This window comes from uncultured Barnesiella sp., assembly GCF_946496565.1.
GTDB lineage: Bacteria > Bacteroidota > Bacteroidia > Bacteroidales > Barnesiellaceae > Barnesiella > Barnesiella merdigallinarum.
This window is the reverse complement of record NZ_CAMMHD010000002.1, coordinates 169488-195996: the sequence shown is the minus strand read 5'-3', so window position 1 is coordinate 195996 and position 26509 is coordinate 169488. Positions and strand designations below refer to the sequence as shown.

Annotated in this window: 23 protein-coding genes and 1 pseudogene; 15 read left to right on the top strand and 9 right to left on the bottom strand. The window is 55.0% G+C overall.

From position 1 onward, the window contains the following. Nucleotides 1-79: 79 nt before the first annotated feature. Both Q1K76_RS01870 and Q1K76_RS01865 read left to right on the top strand, forming a co-directional pair. The gene (locus tag Q1K76_RS01870) at nt 80-820 is read left to right on the top strand and encodes an ABC transporter permease (RefSeq protein ID WP_162611666.1); all 741 of its coding nucleotides are present in this window, start codon (nt 80-82) and stop codon (nt 818-820) included. Next, on the top strand, nt 820-1647 hold the full coding sequence (locus tag Q1K76_RS01865) for an ATP-binding cassette domain-containing protein (protein ID WP_298664202.1): 828 nt from the start codon (nt 820-822) through the stop codon (nt 1645-1647). Before Q1K76_RS01870 ends, Q1K76_RS01865 begins: the two co-directional genes overlap by 1 nt. A gap of 93 nt (nt 1648-1740) precedes the next feature. Here the strand turns inward: Q1K76_RS01865 and Q1K76_RS01860 are convergent, their stop codons facing one another. Next, nucleotides 1741-2802 (bottom strand): hypothetical protein, encoded by a 1062-nt coding sequence (locus Q1K76_RS01860; protein ID WP_300130616.1) that lies wholly within the window; start codon nt 2800-2802, stop codon nt 1741-1743. 129 nt (nt 2803-2931) lie between these two features. After that, entirely contained in the window at nt 2932-3771 is an 840-nt protein-coding gene (locus Q1K76_RS01855) for a S1-like domain-containing RNA-binding protein (RefSeq protein WP_258327549.1), read from the bottom strand. 222 nt (nt 3772-3993) lie between these two features. On the opposite strand from Q1K76_RS01855, the gene Q1K76_RS01850 reads away from it, so the two are divergent. Genes Q1K76_RS01850 through Q1K76_RS01840 form a run of 3 tightly spaced genes read left to right on the top strand, consistent with a single transcriptional unit; the run spans nt 3994 to nt 6119 of the window. After that, nucleotides 3994-4839: a DUF3298 and DUF4163 domain-containing protein gene (locus tag Q1K76_RS01850; protein WP_300130613.1), complete on the top strand. Its 846-nt coding sequence runs from the start codon at nt 3994-3996 to the stop codon at nt 4837-4839. Nucleotides 4840-4845: 6 nt separating this feature from the next. Then, nucleotides 4846-5475, top strand: a complete 630-nt coding sequence (rsmG, locus tag Q1K76_RS01845; protein WP_300130611.1) for a 16S rRNA (guanine(527)-N(7))-methyltransferase RsmG — start codon at nt 4846-4848, stop codon at nt 5473-5475. 5 nt (nt 5476-5480) lie between these two features. Further along, nucleotides 5481-6119, top strand: coding sequence for an MBL fold metallo-hydrolase (locus Q1K76_RS01840; RefSeq protein WP_300130609.1), 639 nt, complete (start codon nt 5481-5483; stop codon nt 6117-6119). Here the strand turns inward: Q1K76_RS01840 and Q1K76_RS01835 are convergent. The 3 genes from Q1K76_RS01835 to Q1K76_RS01825 form a co-directional block, all read right to left on the bottom strand. Next, on the bottom strand, nt 6114-7532 hold the full coding sequence (locus tag Q1K76_RS01835; RefSeq protein ID WP_300130606.1) for a tetratricopeptide repeat protein: 1419 nt from the start codon (nt 7530-7532) through the stop codon (nt 6114-6116). The two genes, Q1K76_RS01840 and Q1K76_RS01835, sit on opposite strands and share 6 nt — an antisense overlap. 79 nt (nt 7533-7611) lie before the next feature. Continuing rightward, on the bottom strand, nt 7612-9318 hold the full coding sequence (locus Q1K76_RS01830; protein WP_300130604.1) for a glutamine--tRNA ligase/YqeY domain fusion protein: 1707 nt from the start codon (nt 9316-9318) through the stop codon (nt 7612-7614). Nucleotides 9319-9427: 109 nt separating this feature from the next. Further along, nucleotides 9428-9796 carry a hypothetical protein gene (locus Q1K76_RS01825; protein ID WP_300130601.1) on the bottom strand — a complete coding sequence of 123 codons (369 nt, stop codon included), beginning with the start codon at nt 9794-9796 and terminating at the stop codon, nt 9428-9430. Between the two features lie 126 nt (nt 9797-9922). On the opposite strand from Q1K76_RS01825, the gene Q1K76_RS01820 reads away from it, so the two are divergent. Next, complete coding sequence (locus Q1K76_RS01820) at nt 9923-12403, top strand: endonuclease MutS2 (protein ID WP_300130598.1); 2481 nt, start codon at nt 9923-9925, stop codon at nt 12401-12403. A 13-nt stretch (nt 12404-12416) separates the two neighbouring features. On the opposite strand, the gene Q1K76_RS01815 is transcribed toward Q1K76_RS01820, so the two are convergent. Then, nucleotides 12417-13082, bottom strand: a complete 666-nt coding sequence (locus Q1K76_RS01815; protein ID WP_300130595.1) for a DUF2461 domain-containing protein — start codon at nt 13080-13082, stop codon at nt 12417-12419. Nucleotides 13083-13295: 213 nt separating this feature from the next. On the opposite strand from Q1K76_RS01815, the gene Q1K76_RS01810 reads away from it, so the two are divergent. Continuing rightward, nucleotides 13296-15254: an OPT family oligopeptide transporter gene (locus tag Q1K76_RS01810; protein ID WP_300130592.1), complete on the top strand. Its 1959-nt coding sequence runs from the start codon at nt 13296-13298 to the stop codon at nt 15252-15254. A 92-nt stretch (nt 15255-15346) separates the two neighbouring features. Here Q1K76_RS01810 and Q1K76_RS01805 read toward each other — a convergent pair whose 3' ends face one another. The 3 genes from Q1K76_RS01805 to Q1K76_RS01795 are packed head-to-tail and all read right to left on the bottom strand — an operon-like array spanning nt 15347 to nt 18065. Continuing rightward, complete coding sequence (locus Q1K76_RS01805) at nt 15347-16105, bottom strand: MBL fold metallo-hydrolase (RefSeq protein ID WP_300130712.1); 759 nt, start codon at nt 16103-16105, stop codon at nt 15347-15349. Nucleotides 16106-16114: 9 nt separating this feature from the next. Further along, nucleotides 16115-17128, bottom strand: a complete 1014-nt coding sequence (murB, locus tag Q1K76_RS01800; protein WP_300130709.1) for a UDP-N-acetylmuramate dehydrogenase — start codon at nt 17126-17128, stop codon at nt 16115-16117. A 4-nt stretch (nt 17129-17132) separates the two neighbouring features. Next, nucleotides 17133-18065, bottom strand: coding sequence for a hypothetical protein (locus Q1K76_RS01795; RefSeq protein ID WP_300130590.1), 933 nt, complete (start codon nt 18063-18065; stop codon nt 17133-17135). Nucleotides 18066-18236: 171 nt separating this feature from the next. Between Q1K76_RS01795 and Q1K76_RS01790 the strand changes: the two genes are divergently transcribed. From Q1K76_RS01790 to Q1K76_RS01755, 8 genes and pseudogenes are all read left to right on the top strand, one after another. Beyond that, nucleotides 18237-18665 (top strand): hypothetical protein, encoded by a 429-nt coding sequence (locus Q1K76_RS01790; protein WP_143240878.1) that lies wholly within the window; start codon nt 18237-18239, stop codon nt 18663-18665. Further along, a pseudogene (gene bioA, locus Q1K76_RS01785) lies at nt 18661-19923 on the top strand (adenosylmethionine--8-amino-7-oxononanoate transaminase); the annotation flags it as partial. The gene Q1K76_RS01790 and the pseudogene bioA, both read left to right, overlap by 5 nt. After that, nucleotides 19923-21086 carry an 8-amino-7-oxononanoate synthase gene (locus Q1K76_RS01780; protein WP_298663057.1) on the top strand — a complete coding sequence of 388 codons (1164 nt, stop codon included), beginning with the start codon at nt 19923-19925 and terminating at the stop codon, nt 21084-21086. The pseudogene bioA and the gene Q1K76_RS01780, both read left to right, overlap by 1 nt. Further along, nucleotides 21083-22468: a malonyl-ACP O-methyltransferase BioC gene (gene bioC / locus Q1K76_RS01775; protein ID WP_087407412.1), complete on the top strand. Its 1386-nt coding sequence runs from the start codon at nt 21083-21085 to the stop codon at nt 22466-22468. The genes Q1K76_RS01780 and bioC overlap by 4 nt, the downstream gene beginning before the upstream one ends. A gap of 2 nt (nt 22469-22470) precedes the next feature. After that, on the top strand, nt 22471-23118 hold the full coding sequence (gene bioD, locus Q1K76_RS01770) for a dethiobiotin synthase (protein WP_258327539.1): 648 nt from the start codon (nt 22471-22473) through the stop codon (nt 23116-23118). 191 nt (nt 23119-23309) lie between these two features. Beyond that, on the top strand, nt 23310-24479 hold the full coding sequence (locus tag Q1K76_RS01765; protein WP_258327538.1) for an NlpC/P60 family protein: 1170 nt from the start codon (nt 23310-23312) through the stop codon (nt 24477-24479). 8 nt (nt 24480-24487) lie between these two features. Further along, the gene (locus tag Q1K76_RS01760) at nt 24488-25618 is read left to right on the top strand and encodes a dipeptide epimerase (protein WP_300130584.1); all 1131 of its coding nucleotides are present in this window, start codon (nt 24488-24490) and stop codon (nt 25616-25618) included. 90 nt (nt 25619-25708) lie between these two features. Beyond that, nucleotides 25709-26494: a formate/nitrite transporter family protein gene (locus tag Q1K76_RS01755; RefSeq protein WP_300130581.1), complete on the top strand. Its 786-nt coding sequence runs from the start codon at nt 25709-25711 to the stop codon at nt 26492-26494. Nucleotides 26495-26509 lie beyond the last annotated feature (15 nt).

Here is a 26509-nt window from a genome sequence, read left to right as displayed (position 1 = left end):
TCAAGGGGCAAAGCATTGCTGTACATCAATCTTTTTCACTACTTTTGTTCCTTGATATTCCAAAACGACGGATATGATTATAGACGATTCACTACGAAAATTCGGGGATTACGTCCTGCTGATGAGGCGGGTCTTCACCCGACCCGACCGCTGGCGGGAGTTTTTCAAACGATACATTGCCGAAATCTACAAACTGGGCATCGACTCCATTCCCATCGTCATCACCATCTCGGTCTTCATCGGTGCGGTTATCGCCATTCAGATGCAGAAGAATGTGGTGTCGCCCCTCATACCGGCATACGCCGTGGGGTTGGCTACCCGCGACGTGATTCTGCTGGAGTTCTCCTCGTCGATACTCTGCTTGATTCTGGCCGGCAAGGTGGGTTCGAACATTGCTTCGGAGATAGGTACCATGCGGGTAACCGAGCAGATCGATGCCCTCGAAATCATGGGTGTCAACTCGGCCAACCTGCTCATCCTGCCCAAGATTGCCGCCATGGTTTCGTTCATCCCGGTGCTGGTTGTCTTCAGTATGGCCAGCGGTATCGTGGGCGGCTACCTCATAGCCCAGTTTACCGACATCATTTCGGTCTCGAAATATATCTACGGCCTGCAAAGTTTCTTTGTCGAATACTACATTTGGCAAGCCATATTCAAAGCCCTCTTCTTTGCTTTTGTCATCAGTAGCGTAGCCTCGTATTACGGCTATCGGGTCAAAGGTGGCGCCTTGCAGGTGGGTCAGGCCAGTACCGATTCGGTTGTGGTCAGCAGTGTAATCGTGTTGCTCCTCGATGTAGTGCTCACTCAAATCTTGTTCTGATGATAACGGTAAATAACATATACAAGCAATTCGACGGGAAAGAGATTCTGCACGACGTTTCCGCCAAATTCTACTCCGGGAAAACCAATCTGATTATCGGACAGAGCGGCTCGGGAAAAACCGTATTGATGAAATGTCTCGTAGGTCTGTTGCGACCCGACCAGGGGAAGATTCTCTACGACGGCCGCGACGTGATGGCCATGACACCGGCCCAGACCAAAGTGCTGCGTACCGAGATAGGCATGCTGTTTCAGGGGTCGGCCCTGTTCGACTCGGAGACGGTGCTGGGAAATGTGATGTTCCCCTTGCGCATGTTCACCCGCGACAACTATGCCACCTGCAAGAAGAGGGCCGAGTTCTGTCTCGAGCGTGTAAACCTGAAGGGGGTGAATGACCTCTACCCCTCGGAGATAAGCGGCGGTATGCAGAAACGGGTGGCCATTGCACGAGCCATTGCCCTGAACCCCAAATACCTGTTTTGCGACGAGCCCAACTCGGGACTCGACCCCAAGACCTCGATTCTTATCGACGAACTGTTGAGCGACATCACCCACGAATACAACATGACGACCATCATCAACACCCACGACATGAACTCGGTTATCGGTATCGGTGAAAATATCGTTTTCATCAACAAGGGCCATCGGGAGTGGGTCGGCAACAAAAACAAGATATTCACCTCGTCGAACGAAGCCCTGAACGACTTCGTATTTGCCACCCGACTCTTCAAGGAGGTCAAGGGGTATATGATCGAGGAGTATCGCAAGCAAGAGGCTGCCGAAGAGCAATCGGCCCAATCGCCGGTCCACGAAAGCAAACACCAGTAAAAGCCCCACACCCCTATACGACAAGAGCGATTGCACGGCCCGGCATGCGGGCAAGCAATCGCTCTTTCGGTCAAGATAAGGGGATATGGTTGGTTAGTAGTTCCACTGGCAGGCAATCATGCGCAGGTTGCTGTCGCCCATGGTGCGCAGGTCGATAATCTGGTTGTACCGGCAGTTGATATAGACCAGATTGGGACAAAACGAAACGTCGAGCGTATTCAGCTGGTTGTTGTTGCAGATGAGCCGTTGCAGCATGGTGCGGTTGCTCAAGTCGAGATTGGTCAGGTCGTTGTACGAGCAATCGACAAAATAGAGGTTGTTGCTCCCGTCGAGACTCAACGTCGTGAGGTCGTTGTACGAGCAGACCAGGTCGGACAAGGCGGTACAGTCGAGCAGACCCAGTGTCTTCATGTTGTTGTCGCTGCAAACAAACGAAGTGAGCGAAGGCAGTTTCGAGATAACCATATTGGCAATTTCGTTGTCGTCGATATTCAAGTTCGAGAGGCTCACCGTACCGAAGAGGTTGAGGCTGGTCAGTTTGTTGTATCCGCAATAGAGGTTTTTCAAGTTCTCGCAACTGTCGACCATCAGCGATTCGAGGTGGCACCCCTGTACGTTCAGACTTTGCAGTTGCTGGGCTCCGTTCACATTAAGTTCGACAAACAGATTGTTCGAGCAGTTCAGATTTTTCAATCCCGGCAGCTCCGCGAGCGACAGGTCGGTAAGCCGATTCTTATAGCAATCGAGCTTGATCAGGGCCGGACAGTTGTCGATATTCAACGTCGAGAGTTTGTTGCGGCTTACGTTCAAGGTATTGAGTGCCGTACAGCCCGACACCTCGATACCGGTAAGCTGGTTGCGCGAGCAATCGACCTTTTGCAGGGCGGTAAAGCCGGCCAGGTCGAGCTCTCCGGCCAGATTCTTGTCCGACCACTCAATCGAGATTACCCGACCTCCGCTCCAGGTCACCCCCTTCCAAGAGGTCAGATTATTGATATTGGTGATTTCCAAGCGCACATAATTGGCATCGCCTTTGGCCGAGGTCTGCTGCAAGAAACTTTGCAGTTGTTTTACCTCCTTTTGGTTGCTTTTTTGAGCGAATAGCAGTCCCGCGCTTCCCAGCACGACGACCAACATAACGAAAACTCTTTTCATAACTGTTTTTGTTGTTTAGTACCTATTAAAAGTTGTTTGATTTCCCCAAGGGAAACTTTACAACTCTTAAACAACAGTTGTAGAAAAAAGTTCTTTTAACTTGTCGAAAGATAATGGAACCGACACGAATCAGGCCTTGCGTATCTCCCGCTCGTCGATAACGATGCGGCGAGCCTTGTAGAGAGCCCCTATCGCCTTCTTGAAACTCTTCTTGCTGCACTGGAAGTAGCGGGCTATCTCCTCGGCCGGCGATTTGTCGGAGAGGGGCAGACAGCCACCGGCTTCGTCCAACCGTTTCAAAATGGTTTCGCTCAACGGGTCGATGCGCTGCTCATAACCGATCGGTTGCAGCGACACGTCTATTCGCTCGTCGTCGCGCACCTGCTTGATGTAGGCTTGCAGATGTTCGCCGATGGCAACGGGGCGGAAAATCTCGTTGTGATAGATTACACCCCAATGCAGGTTGTTGATGATGACCTTGTAGCCGAGTTGGGTCTCTTGCACCACCAGAATCTCGACCGGCTGGTTGGGGGTATACTCGGGCGGGACATTATCGAGAAACTTGTCGAGCTTGGCCGATGCGACAATACGGCCGGTAGCAAAGTCGAGATAGACATACACGATATAATATCGGTCGGGCTGCATTTCGCCATGCTGTTCGCGAAACGGCACCAACAGGTCTTTGGCCTCTACGCCCCAATCGAGAAAGGCTCCCACCTTCGTGACCGACTTTACCTGCAAGCGGGCAAACTGCCCCACCTGCACGTACGGCTTACGGGTAGTTGCAATCAGTCGGTCCTCCGAATCGTAATAGACAAAGACCGACAGCTCGTCGCCCTCGGCATACGGCTTCTCGGGGAGGAATTTGCGGGGTAACAAGATTTCGCCTTTCTCGCCACCGTCGAGATAGAGCCCAAAATCGACCGTCTTAACGACCTTGAGTGTATTGAATTTTCCGATTTGTAACATACCGATTCTATTTGCAATACCCGTTTCATTATGGGATTCGTGGGCAAAGGTACACAATTCTTTCGACTCTGCTCGCAGCTGTTTGCAGAAAAACATCGTGCCTGTTCTGGGTACAGTTTGCTTTCATATCGGCGACCCCGTCACCCACATCAATTTGCTTTTTTTGCACTTTTCCCTTGCCGAGCCCGGTAAAAGGCGTATTTTTGTAAAAAACTTGTAGCTATGAAAAAGGTATCGTTACTGAGTATAATCGCCTTGGTAGGCTGTTTATATTCCTGCAATTTCAAGAGCAACAACTCGACCGACAACGCAACGGCCGATACGGTCGCCGTGAAAGAGGTCGTCATCAAAGAGAGCTATCACCTCGCGGGCGATACGGCCATGCCGGCCTGTAAAGTTTCGGTAACTATCGACGTTCCTACGAAATATCGGCAGGAGGGCGACGGCATTCGGTTGCAAAAGATGCTGACCCCTCTGGTATTCGGCGACGATTATGCCAGCGACTCCCTCTTCGAAAGTTCGGCTCAGAAAGCCGTGGCGTCGCACATAGCCGCCTACAAGGAGCTCGAACCCGAGTTTGAAAAAGAGATGAAAGAGAACGGTCCCTCCTACTCGTGCGAGTGGGAGTTCGATTACAACCTCTCCACGGTCTATAACCGCAACGACTTTTTCTGCTACAGCCTCTCCACCTCGGAGTACACGGGTGGAGCCCACGGCATGTACTCCGACCTGTTCTACACAATAGACCTCTCGAACTGGCATCGTATCGTTCTCGAAGATATTTTCCTGCCCGAATCGACCGATCAGGTAAATCACGTATTGCTGGACCAGTTGCTTAAGAGTCTGAACCTGGCTTCGCCCGATTCCCTGCTGGAGTTGGGATTTTTCGATACCGAAAACATTGCGGCCAACGAGAACTTCTACCTCACCGACGACAGCATCTGCTGGGTATTCAACCCCTACGAGATTGCCTGCTATGCTACCGGTCAGGTGCAGATAGCGGTCCCGTTCAAGGAAATCGAGATGTACATGCTCCCCGAGAGCCCTGTTAGACGACTGATTAAATAAAATCTCATGCAATATATCAAAACCTATTTCCCCAATCTGACCCCGACCCAGGAGAGCCAATTCGAGGCACTGGGCCCCTTGTATACCGACTGGAATGCGAAGATTAACGTAATCTCGCGCAAAGATATAGACAACCTCTATCTGCACCACATACTCCACTCGCTGGGTATCGCCAAGGCCATCGACTTTACCGACGGCACCACGATACTCGACGTGGGTACCGGCGGCGGATTCCCGGGTATTCCTCTGGCCATTCTCTTTCCCCAGTGTCGTTTCCACCTGATCGACCGGGTGGGCAAGAAAATCAAGGTGGCCCAGAGTGTAGCCGAAGCCATCGGGTTGCAAAACGTCACCTTCCAGCACGGCAGTGTAGAGGAGCTCAAGACCGAGTATGATTTCGTGGTGAGCCGGGCCGTCATGACCCTGCCCGACCTGCTGAAACTGATTCGGAAAAACATCAGGCGCGAGCAGCAGAATGCGTTGCCCAACGGGTTGCTCTGCCTCAAGGGGGGCGACTTGCAGAGTGAGCTTGCTCCGGTGAAGAAGACGTCGATTCTCTTCAACCTGAGCGACTACTTCAAAGAGGAGTATTTCGAGACGAAGAAGGTCATCTATGTACAGATTGTAAAAAAATAGAAACCATGAAGATAAACCGTTTCTACTTCAATATGCTCCCCGTCAACAGCTACGTGCTGTGGGACGACAAGAGCCGGCAGTGTGCCATTGTCGATGCTGGGTGCTACTACCCCAAAGAGGAGGAGACTCTGGCCCGATTTATTGCAGACAACCGGTTGACGGTAAAATATCTGCTGGCTACCCACCTGCATTTCGACCACTGCTTCGGCAACGCCTTTGTGGCCCAGCGGTACGGAGTCGCCCTCAGTGCCTCGCAAGCCGACGAGTTTCTGTTGCAGCACATGCCCCAGCAGTGCCAGGCATTCGGTATCCCGTTCAAAGGAGAAATCGAGCCCATCGGCCACTACATCGACCACGGCGACATCTTCACGCTCGGGACGGAAGAGATTCGAGCCATTGCCGTGCCGGGACATTCGCCGGGCAGTCTGGCCTTCTATGCCCCCGAATCGGGTTTTGTCCTTTCGGGCGACGCCCTCTTTCAGTTGAGTATCGGACGCACCGATTTCCCCGGCGGAAATCACCGCCAGCTAATCGAGTCGATTCATAAAAATCTATTGACATTACCCCCCGAAACGGTGGTCTATCCCGGGCACGGACCCGAGACCGAAATTGGCATCGAACGCAACGAGAACCCCTTTCTATGAGAGGGGTTCTTTGTTTTCATCGGGTTTGATATTCCCCAGCAAAAACTCTTTGAGCGACTGGATGGCCGTCTGTACGTTTTTCCATTGCTGCTGCTCCTCGGCCGGCAATTCGCTGAAGTCGAAGGTGTGGGCCATCTTGTCAATCAGTTCGACCTGATGCTCGGCTGCGGCCTCGTTGTGGTTGCGGGCATAGGCCAACACCAGATTGAAACGGGTCTGCAAGTCGTACATGTCGCCCTGAAGCACCTCTTCGAAAGCCTCGATGGCCTCTTTGTAATTCTCCAGATGCAGACAGGCCACCCCCTTCAGCCGCAAGGTCTCCCGGTCGTCGGAATTCAAGGCCAGCGAGCGGGACAGATGGCGATAGGCCTTCTCGTAATCGCCTACCTGCAAAAATATTTCGCCCAGAAACGAATGGGCCTCGTCGTCCCGTTCGTCGAGACTAATCGTGTCCTGCAGATAGATGATGGCTTCCCGAATCTTCCCCAGGTCATAATAGCACGTAGCCAGCTGGTAACAGATATTCGAGTTTGCGGGATCGGCTTCGAGAGCCTTGTGAAAATAGGTCAAGGCGTTGTTGTAATCCTCCCGCTTGATGTAACACTCCCCTATCAGTTCATAGGCTACCGACTTGTCTTTGGTCACCTCGGCATACTCCTTGAACTGTTCGATGGCCTTGTCGTATTGGCCCGAGTCGTAGTAACAATACCCTTTGAACGAAAGCACCGCCTCGTCGTCCTCCTTCACGGCCAGGGCAAAATCGCAAGCCTCGATAGCCTTGTCGTAGTGCTTGAGCAGAGCCTCGACCTTGGCCAAAGAAAACCAGTCGGTCACCGAATAGGGGTCTTTGTCAATCAGCTTGTTGTAAATCACGATGGCCCGGTCGTACTCCGACCGGTCTTCGCAAAGGGCAGCCATCTCGCGCAACAGCTCACGACTGTCGGGCAACACCTTCTCGGCCTTGTGTACGAACTCGACCAACCCGTCGAAGCAATTATAGTCGGCATAGATGTCGATGGCTTCGAAACAAATATCCTCCTGCAACTCATCACTGTCGAGCAACGTGAGCATCAACCGGTGAGCCTGTTTCACCTGCCCGTCAAGGAAGAGGAGCTCGGCCCGTATGAGGGTGGCATCGGGACTGTAATCGGCCAACTCCGACATAATCTTTCTGGCTTCGGCAGTCCGGTCGAGATAGAGCAGATAGCGGGCCTGTTTGAGGCGCAGGTCCACATCGTCGGGGTGCAGCTTCAACCCGAACTCGATGGCATGCAGAGCCTTGGGCATCTGCCCTTTGGACTCGTAATGGTCGGCAATCTCGTCGATTTCGTCGGAATCGAAATAGCAACTGCCCGCCCCCGACACCATCTGTTCGTACCGTTCTATGAGTTCATTGGATTTTTTAGACGACATTCTTGCTTGGCTTTCAGATAAAAACTGCCGGACTCCTTGCCTAGCAAGGAATCCGACAGTATAGTGATGGAATGGTATCTTATTTCGATTTCAGTTTTTCCCAGCTATCTTTCAACGACACGGTGCGGTTGAAGACCAGATGACCTTCGGTCGAATCGGGGTCGACACAGAAGTATCCCGTGCGTTGGAACTGGAAGCGGTCGCCCGGTTTGGCGTTCTCAGCCAGATAGGGCTCGATGCGGCAGTTGTCAATTACCTTCAGCGAATCGGGGTTCAACAGCTCTCTGAAGTCGACATCCTTCTCTTCCGAAGGGTTCTCCACGTTGAAGAGCCGGTCGTAAAGCCGTACCTCGGCCGTAGAGCTGTATTGGGCCGATACCCAGTGCAACGTGCCTTTCACCTTGCGCATGCTGCCCGGCATGCCGCTGCGGGTCTCGGGGTCGTATTCGCAATAAATCTCCTCGATGTTTCCGTCGGCATCTTTCTTCACACCGGTACATTTGATAATGTAGGCGGCTTTCAGGCGCACCTCCTGATCGGGAGCCAGGCGGAAGAATTTCTTCGGCGGATTCTCCATGAAGTCGTCGCGCTCGATGTACAACTCGCGCGTGAAAGGAATCTTGTGTGTTCCGGCTTCGGGATCCTCGGGGTTATTCTCGATGTCGAGGTATTCGACCTGTCCTTCAGGATAGTTGGTAATAATCAGTTTCACCGGATTGAGCACGGCCGATACGCGAGTAGCGGTCTTGTTCAAGTCTTCGCGAATGCTGTGTTCGAGCAGCGATACGCTGATGATACCGTCGTACTTGGTGTAACCGATTTTCTGGATAAAGTTCTTGATAGACTCGGGCGTATATCCGCGACGGCGCAAACCACAGAGAGTCGGCATACGCGGGTCGTCCCAACCGGCTACCAGCCCCTCCTTGACCAGTTGCAGCAATTTGCGCTTGCTCATCACCGTGTAGGTGAGGTTCAACCGGTTGAACTCGATTTGTCGCGGGCAGTAGCTCTCGTCGGCCAGTTCCTTCACGAAATACTCGTACAAGGGGCGGTGCACCTCAAACTCCAGCGTACAGATCGAGTGCGTCACACCCTCGAAGTAGTCGGACTGTCCGTGGGCAAAATCGTACATGGGATATACGTTCCACTTCGTGCCCGTGCGGTGGTGCGGGTGCTTGATGATACGGTACATGATGGGGTCTCTGAAGTGCATGTTGGGCGAAGCCATATCGATTTTGGCCCGCAATACGAAGCGGCCCTCCTCGAATTCGCCTTTGTTCATGCGTTCAAACAGGTCGAGGTTCTCTTCGACGCTGCGGTTGCGGTAGGGACTCTCGATGCCCGGTTGCGTGGGGGTACCCTTCTGGCGGGCAATCTCCTCCGACGACTGTTCGTCGACATAGGCTTTACCCTCCTTAATCATGCGGATGGCCAAATCCCACAATTTGGGGAAATAGTCCGACGCATAGTACAAGCGGTCGCCCCAGTCGAAGCCCAACCAGTGAATGTCTTCCTTGATTGAGTCGACATATTCGACATCCTCCTTGACAGGGTTGGTATCGTCGAAACGCAGGTTGCAGGTACCACCGAATTTCTCGGCAATACCGAAGTCGATGCAAATGGCTTTGGCATGACCTATATGCAGGTAGCCGTTCGGTTCGGGCGGGAAACGGGTACTCAAACGACCTCCATTCTTACCCGCCTTCAAGTCGGCCTCTACAATCTGTTCTATGAAATTGAGACTTTTCTTGTCTTCTCCTTCGTTATTGGTTTCAATCTGTGTCATAAATGCGCTTATTTATAGGGCGCAAATATAACAATAAATATCCAAAAACTGTTTTATTAAGCAAAAAATAGCAGATTGCAGACAATAGTCTACAAAAGTTCATGCCCCATCATATCCAGTTCATCTCGCTGTAATAGCGCATCAGATTGGCGACAGCCTCCTGCAGATCGGTGTGCAGCTGGTGAGTCATGCGCTGGATGGAGATTCGGCCGTTACCGTTCATTTTGGTCAGCAACAGGTTCGAAAACAGGTGCTTGCGGGCCTCCTCGCCCAACTTGTTGTTGAAGCCTACGGTCACACTGTCGTCGTGTTTGGCTACATATCCCAGCAACTCCTCCGAGCTTTGCGATTGACCAGCCTGTTGTTTGATAGCCCACACTTCGTAGTGGTAGTCGTCGTTGATTGTAGCTACATAAGGCGGAACTGCCGACTGGAACATCCGCCGAATATCTTTGTAAATCGAGTTTATGGCATCCATCTCTTTTTTCAATTAACGGTTATACGCGCTTTATTACACCTAACCGCTGTGTTTTGTTCAGAGACAAATGTCGATTATCCCCACGCTTTTTATTACTTTTGCATACGTTTTTCTAAATTATAAAGTGTGATATATCCGCAGAATTTCGAGCAGAAGATAGGTTTCGACCAGATACGGTCGCTCATTAAAGAGAAGTGTCTCAGCAGCCTGGGAACGGACTATACCGATAGAATGCAATTCTCTACCGACTACGACGCCATACGCAAGCAGCTGAACTGCACATGGGAGTTTGTACACATTATCGAGCAGGCCGACGATTTCCCGGCCGATTTCTTTTTCGACGTACGAGCTTCGCTGAAACGGGTTCGCATCGAAGGGACCTTTCTGGAAGAGAGCGAACTGTTCGACCTGCGGCGGTCGCTCGACACCATTCAGGCCATCGTGCGCTTTCTTCGCCCCGGCGAAGAGGAGGAGATCCGCTATCCCCACCTGTATGAACTGGCCCAAGAGGTAGAGGCATTCCCCCAGTTGATCAAACAGATTGACACGATTCTCGACAAATTCGGCCATATCAAGGATAGTGCCTCGCCCGCCCTGGCCCAAATTCGCAGCAGCATCGCCTCGACCCTCTCGAGCATATCGCGCAACCTGAACTCCATCCTGCGGGCGGCACAGAGCGAAGGGTTCGTCGACAAAGAGGTGAGCCCCACCATGCGCGACGGCCGGCTGGTGATACCGGTGGCCCCCTCGTACAAACGGAAAATCAAGGGTATCGTACACGACGAGTCGGCCAGTGGCAAGACCATATTCATCGAGCCGGCCGAAGTAGTCGAGGCCAACAACCGGGTGCGCGAACTCGAAAACGAGGAGCGACGCGAAATCGTGCGCATACTCACCGCCTTTACCGATACCCTGCGCCCCTATATCGACGAAATCATCTACTCCTACGAGTTTCTGGCCGAGATAGATTTCATTCGGGCCAAGGCCCTCCTGGCGCTGGAGACCGGCGGGACATTGCCTCGCTTTGAGAACAAACGGCAAATCGAGTGGTACCACGCCGTGCATCCCCTGCTCTACCTTTCGCTCAAGCGACAGGGCAAGACCGTCGTGCCTCTCGACCTGACCCTCGACGAGAAGAACCGCATCCTGCTCATCTCGGGCCCCAACGCCGGCGGAAAATCGGTCTGCCTAAAAACGGCCGGACTGTTGCAATACATGTTGCAGTGCGGCCTGCTGGTACCCATGTACGACAACTCCCGTACCGGCATCTTCAAGGACATATTCATCGACATCGGCGACGAGCAGTCTATCGAGGACGACCTGAGTACATACAGCTCGCACCTCACGCACATGAAATTTTTCGTGCGGAATGCCAACGAGAACAGCCTCCTGCTCATCGACGAGTTCGGTGGCGGCACCGAGCCCCAAATCGGTGGAGCCATTGCCGAGGCCCTGCTCGACCGTTTCAACCAGAAGCGGGCCTACGGAGTAATCACGACCCACTACCAGAACCTGAAGCATTTTGCCGAAGATACCGACGGCATCGTCAACGGCGCCATGCTCTACGACCGTCACCTCATGCAACCGCTCTTCAAGCTATCTATCGGTAACCCCGGCAGCTCGTTTGCCATCGAGATAGCCCGCAAGATAGGTTTGCCCGAAGATGTCATCGCCTCGGCCTCCGAGAAGGTGGGTTCGGCCTATATCGACATGGACAAGTATCTGCAGGACATCGTGCGCGACAAACGCTACTGGGAGAGCAAGCGCCAGAACATACGCCAGCGCGAGAAGAAGCTCGAGGAGCTCACCGCCCGCTACGAGGCCGACCTCACCGCTCTGGAAAAGCAACGCAAGGAGCTGCTGAAACAGGCCAAAGGCGATGCCGCCCAGATTCTGGCCGAGGCCAATGCACGCATCGAGAACACGATACGCGAAATCAAGGAGGCGCAGGCCGAGAAGGAGAAGACCCGTGCCGCCCGCCAGAAGTTCGAGCAGTTCAAAGCCGGACTGAGCGAAGAGCCTGAACCCGCAGCCGACGACCTGGTGAGCCGCAAGCTCAAACAGATTGCCGAGCGGAAGAAACGCAAGCAACAGCGCAAGAAGAGCGAAGAGCCCCAACCGCAGGCCGCAACCTCCTCTCCTCTCGCCGCAGGCGATGCCGTGCGGCTGAAGGGGCAAACCTCGGTGGGCGAAGTGCTCGAAGTGAATGGCAACAACGTAACCGTAGCTTTCGGGATGCTCAAGTCGACCGTCAAGGCCGACCGGCTGGAGCGGGTAAGCAAAAGCCAGATCAAGAAAGAGAATGCCAAGGCTACCTTTATCGGGGTACAGACTACCGAAGACATGCGGGAGAAGCAGCTCAACTTCAAGCAGGAAATCGACGTGCGGGGCATGCGGGCTGACGAGGCGTTGCAGGCGGTCACCTACTTCATCGACGATGCCATACAAGTGGGCTGTACCCGCGTGCGCATTCTGCACGGTACGGGCACTGGTGTGCTGCGGCAGGTCATCCGGCAATACCTCAAGACCGTGCCGGACGTAGCCCACTTTCAGGACGAGCACGTGCAGTTGGGCGGCGCCGGCATTACGGTAGTTGAGCTGAACTAAATACCTCGGACGGTTACAGGTTATATACCTCGTCGACCGTATAGTTGAAGAAATCGTTTACCGGTTTCATTATCTCGAAAGCGTGAGCCGTCTGCTCCACCCAATCGGGGGCATCGAAAAAGCTGTCGGGAGCGAGATGGACCATCACATAATCTTTCCGTTTGAGCCACTCGGCCTGCTCGCAATCGCGGGGGAACGGCCGGGGTACTACCTTGAGGGTCTCACCCTCCCAATCGGGATAAAGCGTCTTGAACTGCGGGCGGCCGATGAGTTCCTGAAACTCGTCGTAGTTGTCGTAAATCGCCTGTCGCAAAGCCTTCAGCAGTTTCGGCTCGGGGCACCATACCCCGCCGCTAATCATACAGTTGCCCGGCTCGAGATGAAAGTAGTAACCGGCCCGCAGACTCTTGCGTCCGCCCTTGGCCATATAGGCCGACATATAGGTTTTATAAGGTGTCTTGTCGGGCGAGAAGCGAATATCGCGATAGATGCGGTACATGCACGATTTCGCCTCCAGCCCCGCAATCTCGTCGTCGAACTGTGCGATGCGGTCGATCAGTTGCTGCACCTTGTCGATAAAGATCGGGCGCAACCGGTCATACTCCTCTTTGTGGGCTTGGAACCACTCCCGATTATTGTTTTCTCTCAGTCGAGTCAAATAAGTCAATATATCTTTCATATTCTTTAGCATTATATCGGTTCTATATCGAGTAATTACACTTCTTATTTGTGAAGCAAATATAGATTTTTTTGTTCGTTCTGTCACGTAAAAACGCATTTTATGCTCCCCCGTGGCAAAAAACAAGCGCAAGAATACCCGCTATGTTTCCATTTTTTACTAACTTGCCACGATTTTGTAAAAAGCAATACACAAAAACAGAATAAAAATAAGATGGAAACAAACGAAAAACAACCTGTCGACTTGCCCGAAAACGCGTTTCGGGAGTTGAAACCGGGTGAAGAATACCGTCCTATTCTCTCGCCCGACAAAGTCTATCCCGAGGCGAATGCCTGGTCGGTGACCTGGGGTATCGTCATGGCGATTATCTTCTCGGCCGCCGCTGCTTACCTGGGCCTGCGGGTAGGACAAGTATTCGAGGCCGCCATACCTATCGCCATCATCGCCGTAGGTCTGTCGGGAGCCGCCAAGCGCAAGAATGCCCTGGGCGAAAATGTGATTATCCAATCGATTGGAGCCTGCTCGGGCGTCATCGTGGCCGGTGCTATCTTCACCTTGCCCGCCCTCTATATCCTGCAGGCCAAGTATCCCGAACTGACTGTCAACTTTATGGAGGTATTCCTCAGCTCGCTGCTGGGCGGTATCCTGGGCATCCTGTTCCTGATACCTTTCCGTAAATATTTCGTATCCGACATGCACGGCAAATACCCCTTCCCCGAGGCTACGGCTACGGCTCAGGTACTCGTGTCGGGCGAGAAGGGCGGCAGTCAGGCCAAACCCCTGATTCTGGCCGGTCTCGTGGGCGGTATCTACGACTTCTGCCTCTCGACCTTCGGCTGGTGGAGCGATGTGCTCACGACCCGTGTAATACCCTGGGGCACCGAGTTGGCCAACAACGTGAAGATGGTGTTCAAGGTCAATACCGGTGCGGCCGTGTTGGGTCTCGGCTATATCGTAGGTTTGAAGTACAGCCTCATTATCTGCTCGGGCTCTCTCTTCGTGTGGTTCATCATCATCCCGTTGCTGGGCAGCGTACCCGGTAGTGAACTGGCTGCCGTCGCACCCGAACAGATCTTTACCAACTACGGCCGCTATATCGGTATCGGCGGTATTGCCATGGCCGGCGTCATCGGTATCATCCGCTCCTGGGGCATCATCAAAGGTGCGCTGGGACTGGCTACGAAAGAGTTTTCGAGCAAGAAGGATAGCGACGACAACAAGGCACCGCGCACCCAGCGCGACCTCTCGATGAAATTCATCGTCGGGGCCATCGTCATAGCGCTGATTGTGACCTTCCTCTTCTTCTACCTGGGTGTCATCAACAACCTGCTGCAAGCCGTCGTTGCCTTTGTCGTGGTAGCCGGCATCGCCTTCCTCTTCACCACGGTAGCCGCCAACGCCATCGCTATCGTAGGTACCAACCCGGTTTCGGGCATGACGCTGATGACCCTGATTCTGGCCTCGGTTATCCTCGTGGCCGTAGGTCTGAAAGGTACCAGCGGTATGGTAGCCGCCCTCGTGATTGGCGGTGTGGTTTGTACGGCTCTGTCGATGGCCGGAGGCTTCGTTACCGACTTGAAAATCGGTTACTGGATAGGTTCTACACCCCGCAAGCAGGAGTCTTGGAAATTCCTTGGCACCCTGGTTTCGGCAGCTACCGTAGGCGGTGTAATCCTGCTGCTGAACAAGGCTTACGGTTTCTCGGGCGAAAATGCACTCGTAGCTCCTCAGGCCAATGCCATGGCCGCCGTTATCGAGCCCCTGATGATGGGACAAGGAGCTCCCTGGCTGCTCTACGGTATCGGCGCCATTCTGGCCGTGATACTCACTTGGCTGGGTGTTCCTGCCCTGGCATTTGCATTGGGTATGTTCATCCCGCTGGAACTGAATACGCCGCTGGTTGTGGGTGGTCTCATCAGCTGGTATGTGGGTAGCCGCTCGAAAGATGCCGCTCTCAACAAGGCTCGTGTAGACCGCGGTACCCTGCTTGCCTCGGGATTCATTGCCGGTGGTGCCCTGATGGGTGTAGTCAGCACCGGATTGAGCCTGACCAGCTTCAAATATCAACACACGTTGAGCGAAAGCACGATGCAGATTGCCGGATTGGTGATGTATCTGTTGCTGATTGCCTTCCTCACGGTGATGAGTATGAAAGCTAAAAAAACGAACTAAAACAGGTTCGAACCCATAAACGAAGAGCGGGGTTGAAATGTAAAAGTTTCGACCCCGCTCTCGTTTTATCAGTTTCTATTTATCGGCACGGCTTACCGGCTCTCGACCACCAGTCCATCATAGGCAAAGTGGACATGAGGCGGCAGCTCCTTTTCGACGTCGGCCGTGAGCCCCATGTGGTGACTCATGTGCACCAGATAGGCTTCGCGCGGCTGTACCCGCTCGATTACCCGCAACGCCTCGGCCAAGGTCTGATGCGAGAGATGCGGATGTTTGCGCAGCGCGTTGATGACCAGCACATCGACCTGCTTCATCTTCTCGTATTCCGCCTCGGGAATCGTGAGGGCATCGGTAATGTAGACCAGGTCGCCTATACGGTAGCCCAAAATAGGCAGCTTGTAGTGCATCACCCGTATGGGGGTAATCTCGATACCCTCGACCGAGAAGGGCTCGACGCCAATCTCCTGCAACATGATGTTGGGCACCCCGGGATAGAGGTGGTCGCCGAAACAGTAGGGCAACCGGGTGCGAATGCCCTCGGCTACCGGGTGCTCCAGATAAATGGGCAACGTGTGCGAACTGCCGAAAGGCCGCAGGTCGTCGATGCCGCCCGTATGGTCGTAGTGAATATGCGTGATGAGTACCGCATCGATTCGGCCCAGATGTGCACGGAGCATCTGCTGCCTGAAGTCGGGGCCGCAGTCGATGAGTATGTTTTTACCGTTCACCGTGACAACGGCCGAAGTCCTCAGCCGGTTGTCGTGTGGGTCTTTCGACGTACAAACCGGACAGGTACAACCGATTTGCGGTATCCCGGTCGATGTGCCCGTCCCCAAAAACGTGATCTGCATCATATCTATTTATTCAATATAATTCACTTCGGGATTGATGGTAATGCCATAGGTCTCCTGAACCGACCGTTTTATTTTCTCGGCCAGTCTCACCACGTCGTCCGGGCGAGCATTGTGTTTGTTGATGAGCACCAGACACTGCTTTTCATACACGGCAGCGCCCCCCTCCTCCTTGCCTTTCCAGCCGCAACGGTCGATGAGCCAGCCCGCGGGGACCTTCACATGCGCCTCGTCTACAACATAGTGCGGCATATCGGGGAATCGGACTTTCAGCTGTTCGTACTGCTCGACCGGAATGACCGGGTTCATAAAGAAACTGCCGGCACTGCCGTATTCGTCGGGCTCGGGCAACTTGGAGCGGCGAATGTCGATTACCGCCCGGCGTACATCGGCGATAGTGATGTGGTCGCCGGACAGCGAGCTGCGCAGATTGCCGTAATCGAGATGCAGCTGCGGATGCTTCTGCAACCGGTAGGTCACCGCCGTAACGATATATTTCCCCTTCAAGGCATGTTTGAAGATGCTGCTACGATAGCCATACTCGCACTCGGCATTCTGGAAAACCCGAGGTTGCCCGGTAGCGATTTCGATGGTCTCGACCTCGGCGATAATATCCTTTACCTCCACGCCATAGGCGCCGATGTTCTGCACGGCACTGGCACCTACCTCGCCCGGGATATACGACAGATTCTCGGCTCCGCCCCACCCTTGGGCTACACAACGGGCCACGAAGTCGTCCCACACGACACCCGCCCCCACCTTGACGAGCACCTCCGAGTCGGTCTCGCTCAACAGGTCTACCGTACGGATGGCCGAGTGCAACAGCACCCCGTTGTAGTGTTCGTGAACAAACAGCAGATTGCTCCCCCCGCCCATCGGCAGGAAGGGATGATGCTTCAACAAGTCGGAGTGCAGCAACGAAACCAGGTCGTCTACCTGGTCGTACTCGACAAACCAACGGGCATACACCGGCATACGGAAAGTATGCAGGGCCTGTATAAAATAGTTTTCTTCGATTCTTATCATACTATAATCTATATTCGGTCAGCAAGCCATCGACAAAAAAGAGATAGGCTCCCGAGTTATATATCCATTGTTCTCTCAATCCGCTGTAAGTGGGTATCTTCTTCACCTCGTTGGGATTGCCCAACGACAGCTTGCACTCGGCCTTGGTCATGCCGGCCTTTACCCGGCTCAAGGTGATTTGTTCCCAAGCCTCGTCCTGTATCTCCTTGTATTGCAACCGGGGATTCTCGAAGGAGAAGAGTCGGTCGAACGTAATGTATTGCGAGCGTGCCGAAGTCAACAGCGACATGAACACCCCGGCCTCGTTGCCCTTGTCGTCCTTGAACCACACCTCGACCGGCAGCACGTTGTTGCCCGGACGGATGTCGAGCACCTCGACCGGTACCAGCTTGCGGCCGTCAATCGCATCGCCGTTACGGTCGTACCACATGGGCGTCTTGATATAGAGGGTGCGCCCCTTCAACAGCGAACGGGCCATGTTCAGGTCGTCGAGGTCGATGAAGGGCGGTATCAGCGGCGTGTATTTCATTTGGGCGATTTCGGCCCGAGTCTTGTCGGTATCGTAACGGAACCTGTACCCTTCGCACTCAAACAGGAGCACCACCTTCTTCTCCCCACCGAAGGGACTCTCTTCGACACTCCCCGTGTAGGTAAAGATCTTACCTTTCAGCGATACGCTGTCGGGGAAGGTAGGGCGTTCGGCCTGAAAGACAAACGAAAGTTTTTCGTCGGTATAGTAAAACGCCTTGCCCTCACGCCACGAGTCGCACCCCTGCGGTACGAAATACGATTCGATAAAGGCATCTTCGGGGCTCTGTTTATCGGCTTTGCTCTCTTCGGGCAAAGTGATTTTACCGGTACTCTCGACCCCCGTAAAGCACGAAGTCATCGACAGCAGGCTTAATATCGTTATATAAATCAGATTTATCCTCATATTTCATTTCTCTTATTTCGCCTTGCTCCATCGCAAGGCGAGATACATCAGATTTCATAGCTGTGCATGAGCAAAGATACGAAGAAACTGCCAATGTAAAGAAGAAAGATTTATGAAATTCTCTCTTCACAACCAATAAACGAAGATTATTTTTTGTACTTTTGCCCACGTATGAAAACCGTCACTCCCATTTTGATTCGCCGTGTGCGATTCCGCCGATGGAACCGCCACAGCTATTCGACCTTTTGCAGCATAGGCCGCTGCATCAACATCGGGAGTGTGCGCAAGGAGATAGCCGACCAGTCGCTCAAGAAGGGACTAGTCTCACTCGATGCTTGCAACCGGAAAGATACCGTATGGACCGAACACGATGAGGGTCTGCCCGACGACTCCTCGCCCGAGTTGTCCGAACTGCAACCCCAGGCCATGGAGGCCCTGGCTCTTCGTTCGGTGTCGCCCCTTGCGGTCGATGCCCCTGCCCGGTCTGTATCTGCTTCTATGGTATATACTCGATTCCGACATAACGGTCCGACGACCGCCTTATGCCGGATTTTCTATTTTTGTCACCCCTTAAAATCGTATGCTTATGGACAATTTTGATGCCGAACATTTGTGGCACCCCTATACCTCGACCATCAATCCGCTGCCTTGTTATCCGGTAAAACGGGCCGAGGGGGTTTATATCGAACTCGAAACCGGCGAGCGGCTCATCGACGGTATGTCGTCGTGGTGGGCTGCCGTCCACGGATACAACAACCCGGTATTGAACCAGGCGGCCGAAGAGCAACTCAAGGCCATGTCGCACGTGATGTTCGGCGGGCTTACCCACCGCCCGGCCATCGAGTTGGGCAAACTGCTCCTGCAGATCGTACCCTCGACCATGCAACACATCTTCTACTGCGACTCGGGGTCGGTATCGGTCGAAGTGGCTCTGAAAATGGCGGTACAATACTGGTACTCGCGCGGCGAATCGAAAAAGTGCAATTTCATCACCATACGGTCAGGATACCACGGCGACACGTGGAATGCCATGTCGGTGTGCGACCCGGTGACGGGCATGCACTCCATCTTCGGCAGCGCACTGCCGGTGCGCTATTTCGTGCCCTCCCCCTCCTGCCGATACGACGGTGAGTGGGACCCCTCCTGCATCGAACCCCTCAAAGAGGCTATCGAAGCCCATCACGACGAACTGGCCGCCCTTATCCTCGAACCCATCGTACAAGGGGCCGGCGGCATGTGGTTCTATCACCCCCAATACCTGCGCGAGGCCCGTGCCTTGTGCGACCGCTACGGCCTGCTGCTTATCTTCGACGAGATTGCCACCGGATTCGGCCGCACCGGCAAACTCTTTGCCTGGGAACACGCCGGCGTTACCCCCGACATCATGTGTATAGGCAAGGCACTCACCGGCGGCTACCTGACCATGGCGGCTACCCTCACCACACACGAGGTGGCCGACACCATATCGCGCGGCACACCGGGCGTATTCATGCACGGTCCTACCTTCATGGGCAACCCGCTGGCTTGTGCCATTGCCCGGGCTTCGGTCTCGCTGCTGCTCTCGTCGGGCTGGCAGGAGAAAGTGGCTGCCATCGAGGCCCAGTTGATACGCGAACTGGCCCCTGCCGCCACCCTGCCCCAGGTGGCCGATGTGCGCGTATTGGGAGCCATCGGTGTCATCGAGACGAAGAAGCCGGTCGACATGGCCTCCATCCAACGGCAGTTTGTCGAGCACCGGGTGTGGGTACGACCTTTCGGCAAGCTGGTCTACATCATGCCTCCGTTTATCATCACGAGCGAACAGCTCACCTTCCTCACCTCGGCTCTGGTCGATGTGGTTAAAAATCTGGAATCATGATGGATAGCTACGCTTCTCAACTCGATGCGCTGGCCCGGAAAGGGAACTTGCGCAAACTGCCCGAGATGGAGCCGCAAGGGCTCTATCTGGTGCGCGACGGGCAGGAAATGCTGAACCTCTCGTCGAACGACTATCTGGGATTGGCCGACAACGTGGCGCTGAAGAGCGAATTTCTGCAAACACTCGACCCGCTGGAATGCCGCTTCTCCTCCACCTCGTCGCGCCTGCTCACGGGCAACTATCCCGTATACACCCGGCTCGAGGAGCGGCTGGCCCAACTTTACGGGGCCGAGAGCGCCCTCGTCTTCAACAGCGGCTACCACGCCAACAGCGGCATCCTGCCGGCCGTGACCGACAGCCGGTCGCTCATCCTGGCCGACAAGCTGGTCCATGCGAGTATCGTCGACGGCATCGGTCTCTCCAAGGCCCGCTGCATACGCTACCGTCACAACAACTACGAACAGCTGGAGCGGCTGGTGGCCGAGAATGCCGGGGAGTACGACCGCCTGTTTGTCGTTACTGAAAGTATCTTCAGCATGGATGGCGACGAGAGTGACCTGCCTCGGCTCGTGGCGTTGAAACACCGCTACCCCAACCTCTATCTCTACCTCGACGAGGCGCATGCCTTCGGGGTGCGCGGCCCGCACGGACTGGGTTGTGCCGAAGAGCACGGGGTTATCGGCGACATCGACTTTCTGGTAGGTACATTCGGCAAGGCCGCCGCCTCGGTAGGAGCCTTTGTCATCTGCTCCGAAGAGATGAAGCAGTACCTGGTCAACACCATGCGTACTCTTATTTTCACCACGGCACTCCCCCCGATCAACCTCGAGTGGACCCTCTTTATTGTCAACAAGATATGCGACATGACGGAACGTCGGGAGCACTTGGCCCGGATAGGCCGCCGCGTGCGCGAAGTACTCAACCCGTTGAACGGCGGCATCCTCAGCAGCAGCCACATCATACCCTATGTACTGGGCGAATCGGAACGGGCCGTCGACGTGGCCCTGCGGCTGCAACGCGAAGGGTTTTACCTGCTGCCGGTGCGTCCGCCCACGGTTCCCGCGGGCACGTCGCGCCTGCGCATTTCACTCACCGCCGAGTGTAGCGAAGCCGACATCGAGCGGCTTGTCTCGACCATACAACAGATACAATCGAGCCTATGATACAGCATTTCATTTCACGCCGAGGCAGCGACGACCTGATTCTCTTCTTTGCCGGCTGGGGCATGGATACCCGCCCTTTTGCCGAACTCGAGCACATCGGGTGCGACTGCTGCATCTGCTACGACTATACGACGCTCGACTTCGACACGAGCCTGCTTGCCGGATACAAAAATATCGAGCTCTATGCCTGGTCGTTCGGGGTATGGGCCGCCTCGGTGGTCTTGCCCGATACGGACCTGCCCATCCGGCATGCGACGGCCATCAACGGCACCCCCTGCGGCATCGACCCGGAGCGGGGCATATCGCCCGAGATATTCCAGGCTACCCTCGACCACCTCGATGCCGCAAGCCTGAACAAGTTTTACCGCCGCATGTGCAACGACCGCGACTCCCTGAGCCGCTTCCTCGAGGTGCTCCCCGACCGCAGCATCGACAGTCTGCGCAGCGAACTGATGGCTATCAGTAGCGGTATAGCCCGGCATCCGGCCCCCCGATTCCACTGGGACCGGGCCATCGTCGGGACCAAAGACCGTATATTCCCGCCCGAGAACCAGTTGAAGTCCTGGAAGGAAAACACCCCGGTCACAACTGTCGAAGCGGCTCACTACCTGCCATTCCGCCCTATCGTGCTCGAACACCGATTCGACAAGGCGGTTATCCGGAGCCGGTTCGAAAGCGCCGCCTCTACCTACGAGCAAGAGGGACTTATCCAAGACCGGATAGCCCGCCGCTTGAACGAGATGATACCCGACCGCCCGGCCGACGAATGCCGTCGCATTCTGGAAATCGGGTGCGGTACCGGCAAACTGACCCGTCTGCTGGTCGAGCGTTTCCCGCAGGCCCGGTTCACCTTGAACGACCTCTCGCCCGAGATGAAACGCCATGTCGAAGGGCTCCCCTTCGAACAGCTCGATTTCGTAGCCGGCGATGCCGAGCGAATCGACTTCGCAGGACCATACGACCTGATAGTATCGGCCTCGACCATCCAATGGTTTACCGATTTAGAGAGCTTCCTGAAACGCATTTCGGCCCGTCTCTCCGACTCGGGAACGATTGCTTTCAGCTCGTTTGTCGCCGGCAACTTGCCCGAGATTCGCACCCTGGCCTCCGTCGAGATGCCCTATTGGGAATACGACGACCTGCAACGGCTCTTCGGTCGCTACTTCCAACTCGACACCTTCGAACGCGAGAGCTACACGCTGCGTTTCGATACTCCGGTCGACCTGCTGCGCCACCTGCGCAATACCGGTGTAACGGGGACTCCGGGCAACCGACACAAAGGATTCAACTTTATCAAACGCTACCGCGAGACATTCGGCGAAGCTCACTCGTGCACGCTCACCTATTGTCCCGTCTATATCATTGCACACAAAAAGAGATAACTATGAAAGGAACTTTTTTCATTACCGGCATCGATACCAACATCGGTAAAAGTTATGCCACCGGCTGGCTGGCCCGCGAATGGAACCGCCAGGGCATCAAGACCATAACCCAAAAGATGATTCAGACCGGCAACGTGGGCCACTCCGAAGACATAGACCTGCACCGCGAAATCATGGGCATACCCATGACCGAGGAGGATAGGCAGCACATCACCTTCCCCATCGTCTACTCCTACCCGGCCTCACCGCATCTGGCTGCCGAGATAGACTACCAGACAATCCCCATCGACCGGATTGGCGAGTCGACCCGCATCCTGCGCGACCGCTACGACGTGGTTCTGCTCGAGGGTGCCGGCGGTCTCATGGTCCCCATTACCCGCGACTACCTCACCATCGACTATGTGGCCGACCAACATCTGCCGGTTATTCTGGTCACGTCGGGCCGGCTGGGCAGCATCAACCACACGTTGCTCTCTATCGAGGCTCTGGAGAAGCGGGCGATTCCCCTCTACGGACTCGTATACAATACCTACCCCAAAGCCGACGAACTGATCGATGCCGACACCGAGGCGTACCTCCGGGACTATCTGGAGAAACATCACCCCGAGAGCCGGTTCTGGGTATTACCGCAGATTGATCTGACCCGCTAAATTCGACAAAAAGGTAACGGGCTATACATTTTGCAGGACAAAAAGACAGGATTTTTAAGATTTCTTGTTACCTTTGGAGGAGATAAGATGCGGTTTGGTATAAAAATCAAATGAACTTGTTTTTTTACTTTCGACGTTTGCATCTTTATCATACAATTTGTATCGTGCTAATTACCTTGAAATTCGACTTTATGCTCAGAACTCTATTCAAAACAATCTGCTGTGTGCTGCTCATTCTTCCCGCTATGGCGCAAGCTCAAACCGATTTTGTAAAAACAGCTATCGACGAGACGAAACGGCAATATGCCCCCGACTCACGTACCGCAATCTTTGCCGTAGAGGGCGAACTGCTGAACGACTCGCTGTGTGTACTGAAAGGCCGTTGCAACAACCGGCTGGCTGTCGAAGCCCTGCTGCACCGGCTCGATTCGGCAGGCATCGCCTGTGTCGACGGTATCAAGATGCTGCCCGATAAGAATCTGGGCTCGCTCACCCGCGGACTTGTCACCGTGTGCTGTGCCAGCCTGAGAGGTGGCCCCCGGCATGCGGCCGAGATGATGACCCAGGCCATCATGGGCACTCCGCTTCTCGTCCTGGAACGCGACAAGGCCTGGCTTCTGGTACAGACCCCCGACCACTACATTAGTTGGGTACCGGCCAACTCGGTAACCCTGCAGGACGAAGCCGGCTGGAAGGCCTGGCGAGAGTCTGCCCGGTATGTCTACACCGGCTACCAGGGCTTTGTGTATGATGCGCCCGACCGCAACGCCGGCATCGTGTCGGACATCGTGGCCGGTGCCATTCTGCAAGCCGACGGGAAAGCCCGCAAGGGGTTCGTTCCCGTTCGCTTCCCCGACGGCCGCAAAGGTTTCCTGAAGAGCGACGAGTGCTGCGACCTGGCCCAATGGGCTGCACGTCCCCTCGACATGAAGGTGGTGGTGCGGACGGCCCGGCAGATGATGGGCTCGACCTATCTCTGGGGCGGGACTTCGGTCAAAGGGGCCGACTGCTCGGGCTTCGTCAAGACCGCCTACTTCTGCAGTGGTGTGATTCTCTCGCGCGACGCTTCGCAGCAGGCACTTACCGGCGACATCATCCCGGCCGACCAATGGCAATCGTGCCAGACGGGCGACCTGCTCTTTTTCGGCGATGAGCGGGGCCGTGTAGACCATGTGGCTCTCTATTTGAACGACGGCGAGTACATCCACTGCTCGGGACAGGTAAAGCTCAACAACCTCGACCCGGCGGCGCCCGATTACCGGGAATCGAATTTCGTGAGCATCAGTCGTATGAAAACCAAAATAGGAACACCCGGAATTACGGCCGTAAAGGCTCACCCGTGGTATTTCGACCAAAAATAATCGTGACGATGGACCGACGGAATTTTTTACTGAAAAGTGCCATGGGCACTCTGGGGTTGAGCCTGGCGCCTACCCTTTTCAGCGGTTGCGGCAGCTCCGCACCCCAAGCGACCGGACGCGACCGGCTGGAACTTTCGTTCAAGCCCTATGACTTGAAGTTGAAACACGCCTTCACCCTGGCCAAGAACTCGCGCACGCATACCCCCGACGTGCAGGTGCAACTGCGCTATGGCAACTACATCGGTTACGGCGAGGCCTCCATGCCGCCCTATCTGGGCGAGACGCAAGAGTCGGTATGCCGGTTTCTCGGACAGCTCGATCTGTCGCAATTTACCGACCCCTTCCGTATCGAAGAGATTCTCGACTATGTCGACTCGGTAGCCCCCGACAACCGGGCGGCCAAAGCCTCGGTCGATATTGCCCTGCACGACCTGCTGGGAAAAATCATGGGGCAACCCTGGTATAAAATCTGGGGGCTCTCGCCCGAGAAGGCCCCGGCCACCTCGTTTACCATCGGCATCGATACCGAAGAGGTGGTGCGGCAGAAGTTGAAAGAGGCCGCCCCCTACCGCATCCTGAAGATAAAGATGGGGCTCGACAACGACAAGGAGTTGGTGCGCATCATTCGCTCCGAGACCGACCGGCCCATCTGCGTCGATGCCAACCAGGGGTGGAGCTCCAAGGAGTATGCCCTCGAGATGGTCGAGTGGCTCAAGGAGCAGAACTGCCTGTTTGTGGAGCAACCCATGCCCAAAGAGATGATCGACGAGCAGGCCTGGCTGCACGAGCGTGCCTCGCTACCCCTCATTGCCGACGAGTTCCTGCAACGGCTGCCCGATGTGCGCCGGGCCTACGGCCTCTACGACGGCATCAACATCAAGCTGATGAAGAGCACGGGCATGCGCGAAGCCTACCAGATGGCCATATTGGCCCGAGCCCTCGACATGAAGGTAATGGTGGGCTGCATGACCGAAACCTCGTGTGCCGTGTCGGCCGCCGCGCAGCTGTCGCCGATGGTCGACTGGGCCGACCTCGACGGGAACCTGCTCATATCGAACGACCTCTTCGACGGCATGAAGATTGTCGACGGCATGATTTCGCTTCCCGACCGTCCCGGTATCGGCGTCGTTCCCCTCTAAGGGGCTATGAACCTATCGAGCTGCACCCTTCACGATGCAGCTTTTTTTAGGCTTTGTACATTCTGTAAAACGTATAATTCAAATTTTTCCATGTCATTCTCCACACCCTCCGAAATCGTTGCCCAAGTCGAACGGGCATCACTCAGTAAAGTAACCCTCTCTACCCCGCGCACTCTCGTCGCCGCCATGCTGGCCGGCATCTACATTGCCATGGGCGGCCTGCTGTCGCTGCTCATTGGCTACGGCTTTCCCGAGTGGACCGCCGGCAATCCGGGACTGCAACGCCTCCTCTCGGGCTGCATGTTCCCCCTGGGCCTCATTCTGGTGGTATTGGCCGGGGCCGAACTCTTCACCGGCAACAATGCCGTGTTAATTCCGGGACTGATGAACCGGAAATACGGCATCGCCCCCGTGTTGCGCAACTGGGTGCTGGTCTATGTCGGCAATTTCATCGGGGCCCTTTTCTTCGTCTACGTAATGATTTGGTGTGCCGGCATTGTCGATGCCGACCCGTGGAAGAGCGCTATCGTGCAGATAGCCCAGACCAAGACGAGCCTGCCGTGGGGTGTGGTATTCGTCAAGGGCATCGGGGCCAACTGGCTGGTATGTCTGGCTGTCTGGCTGGGATTCAGCGCCCACTCTACCGCCGGGAAGATGATGGGTCTCTGGTTCCCCGTGATGTGTTTCGTGGCCATCGGTTACGAGCACAGCATCGCCAACATGTTTTTCATTCCGCTGGGCATGTTGCAGGGGGCCTCGGTCACTTGGGGGCAATTCCTGCTCGACAATCTCGTACCAGCCACACTCGGCAATATCGTGGGTGGCGCCCTCTTCGTCGGGTGCGTCTATACCTACCTCTATCTCTCCCGCAAATAACCCGTTCACAAACCC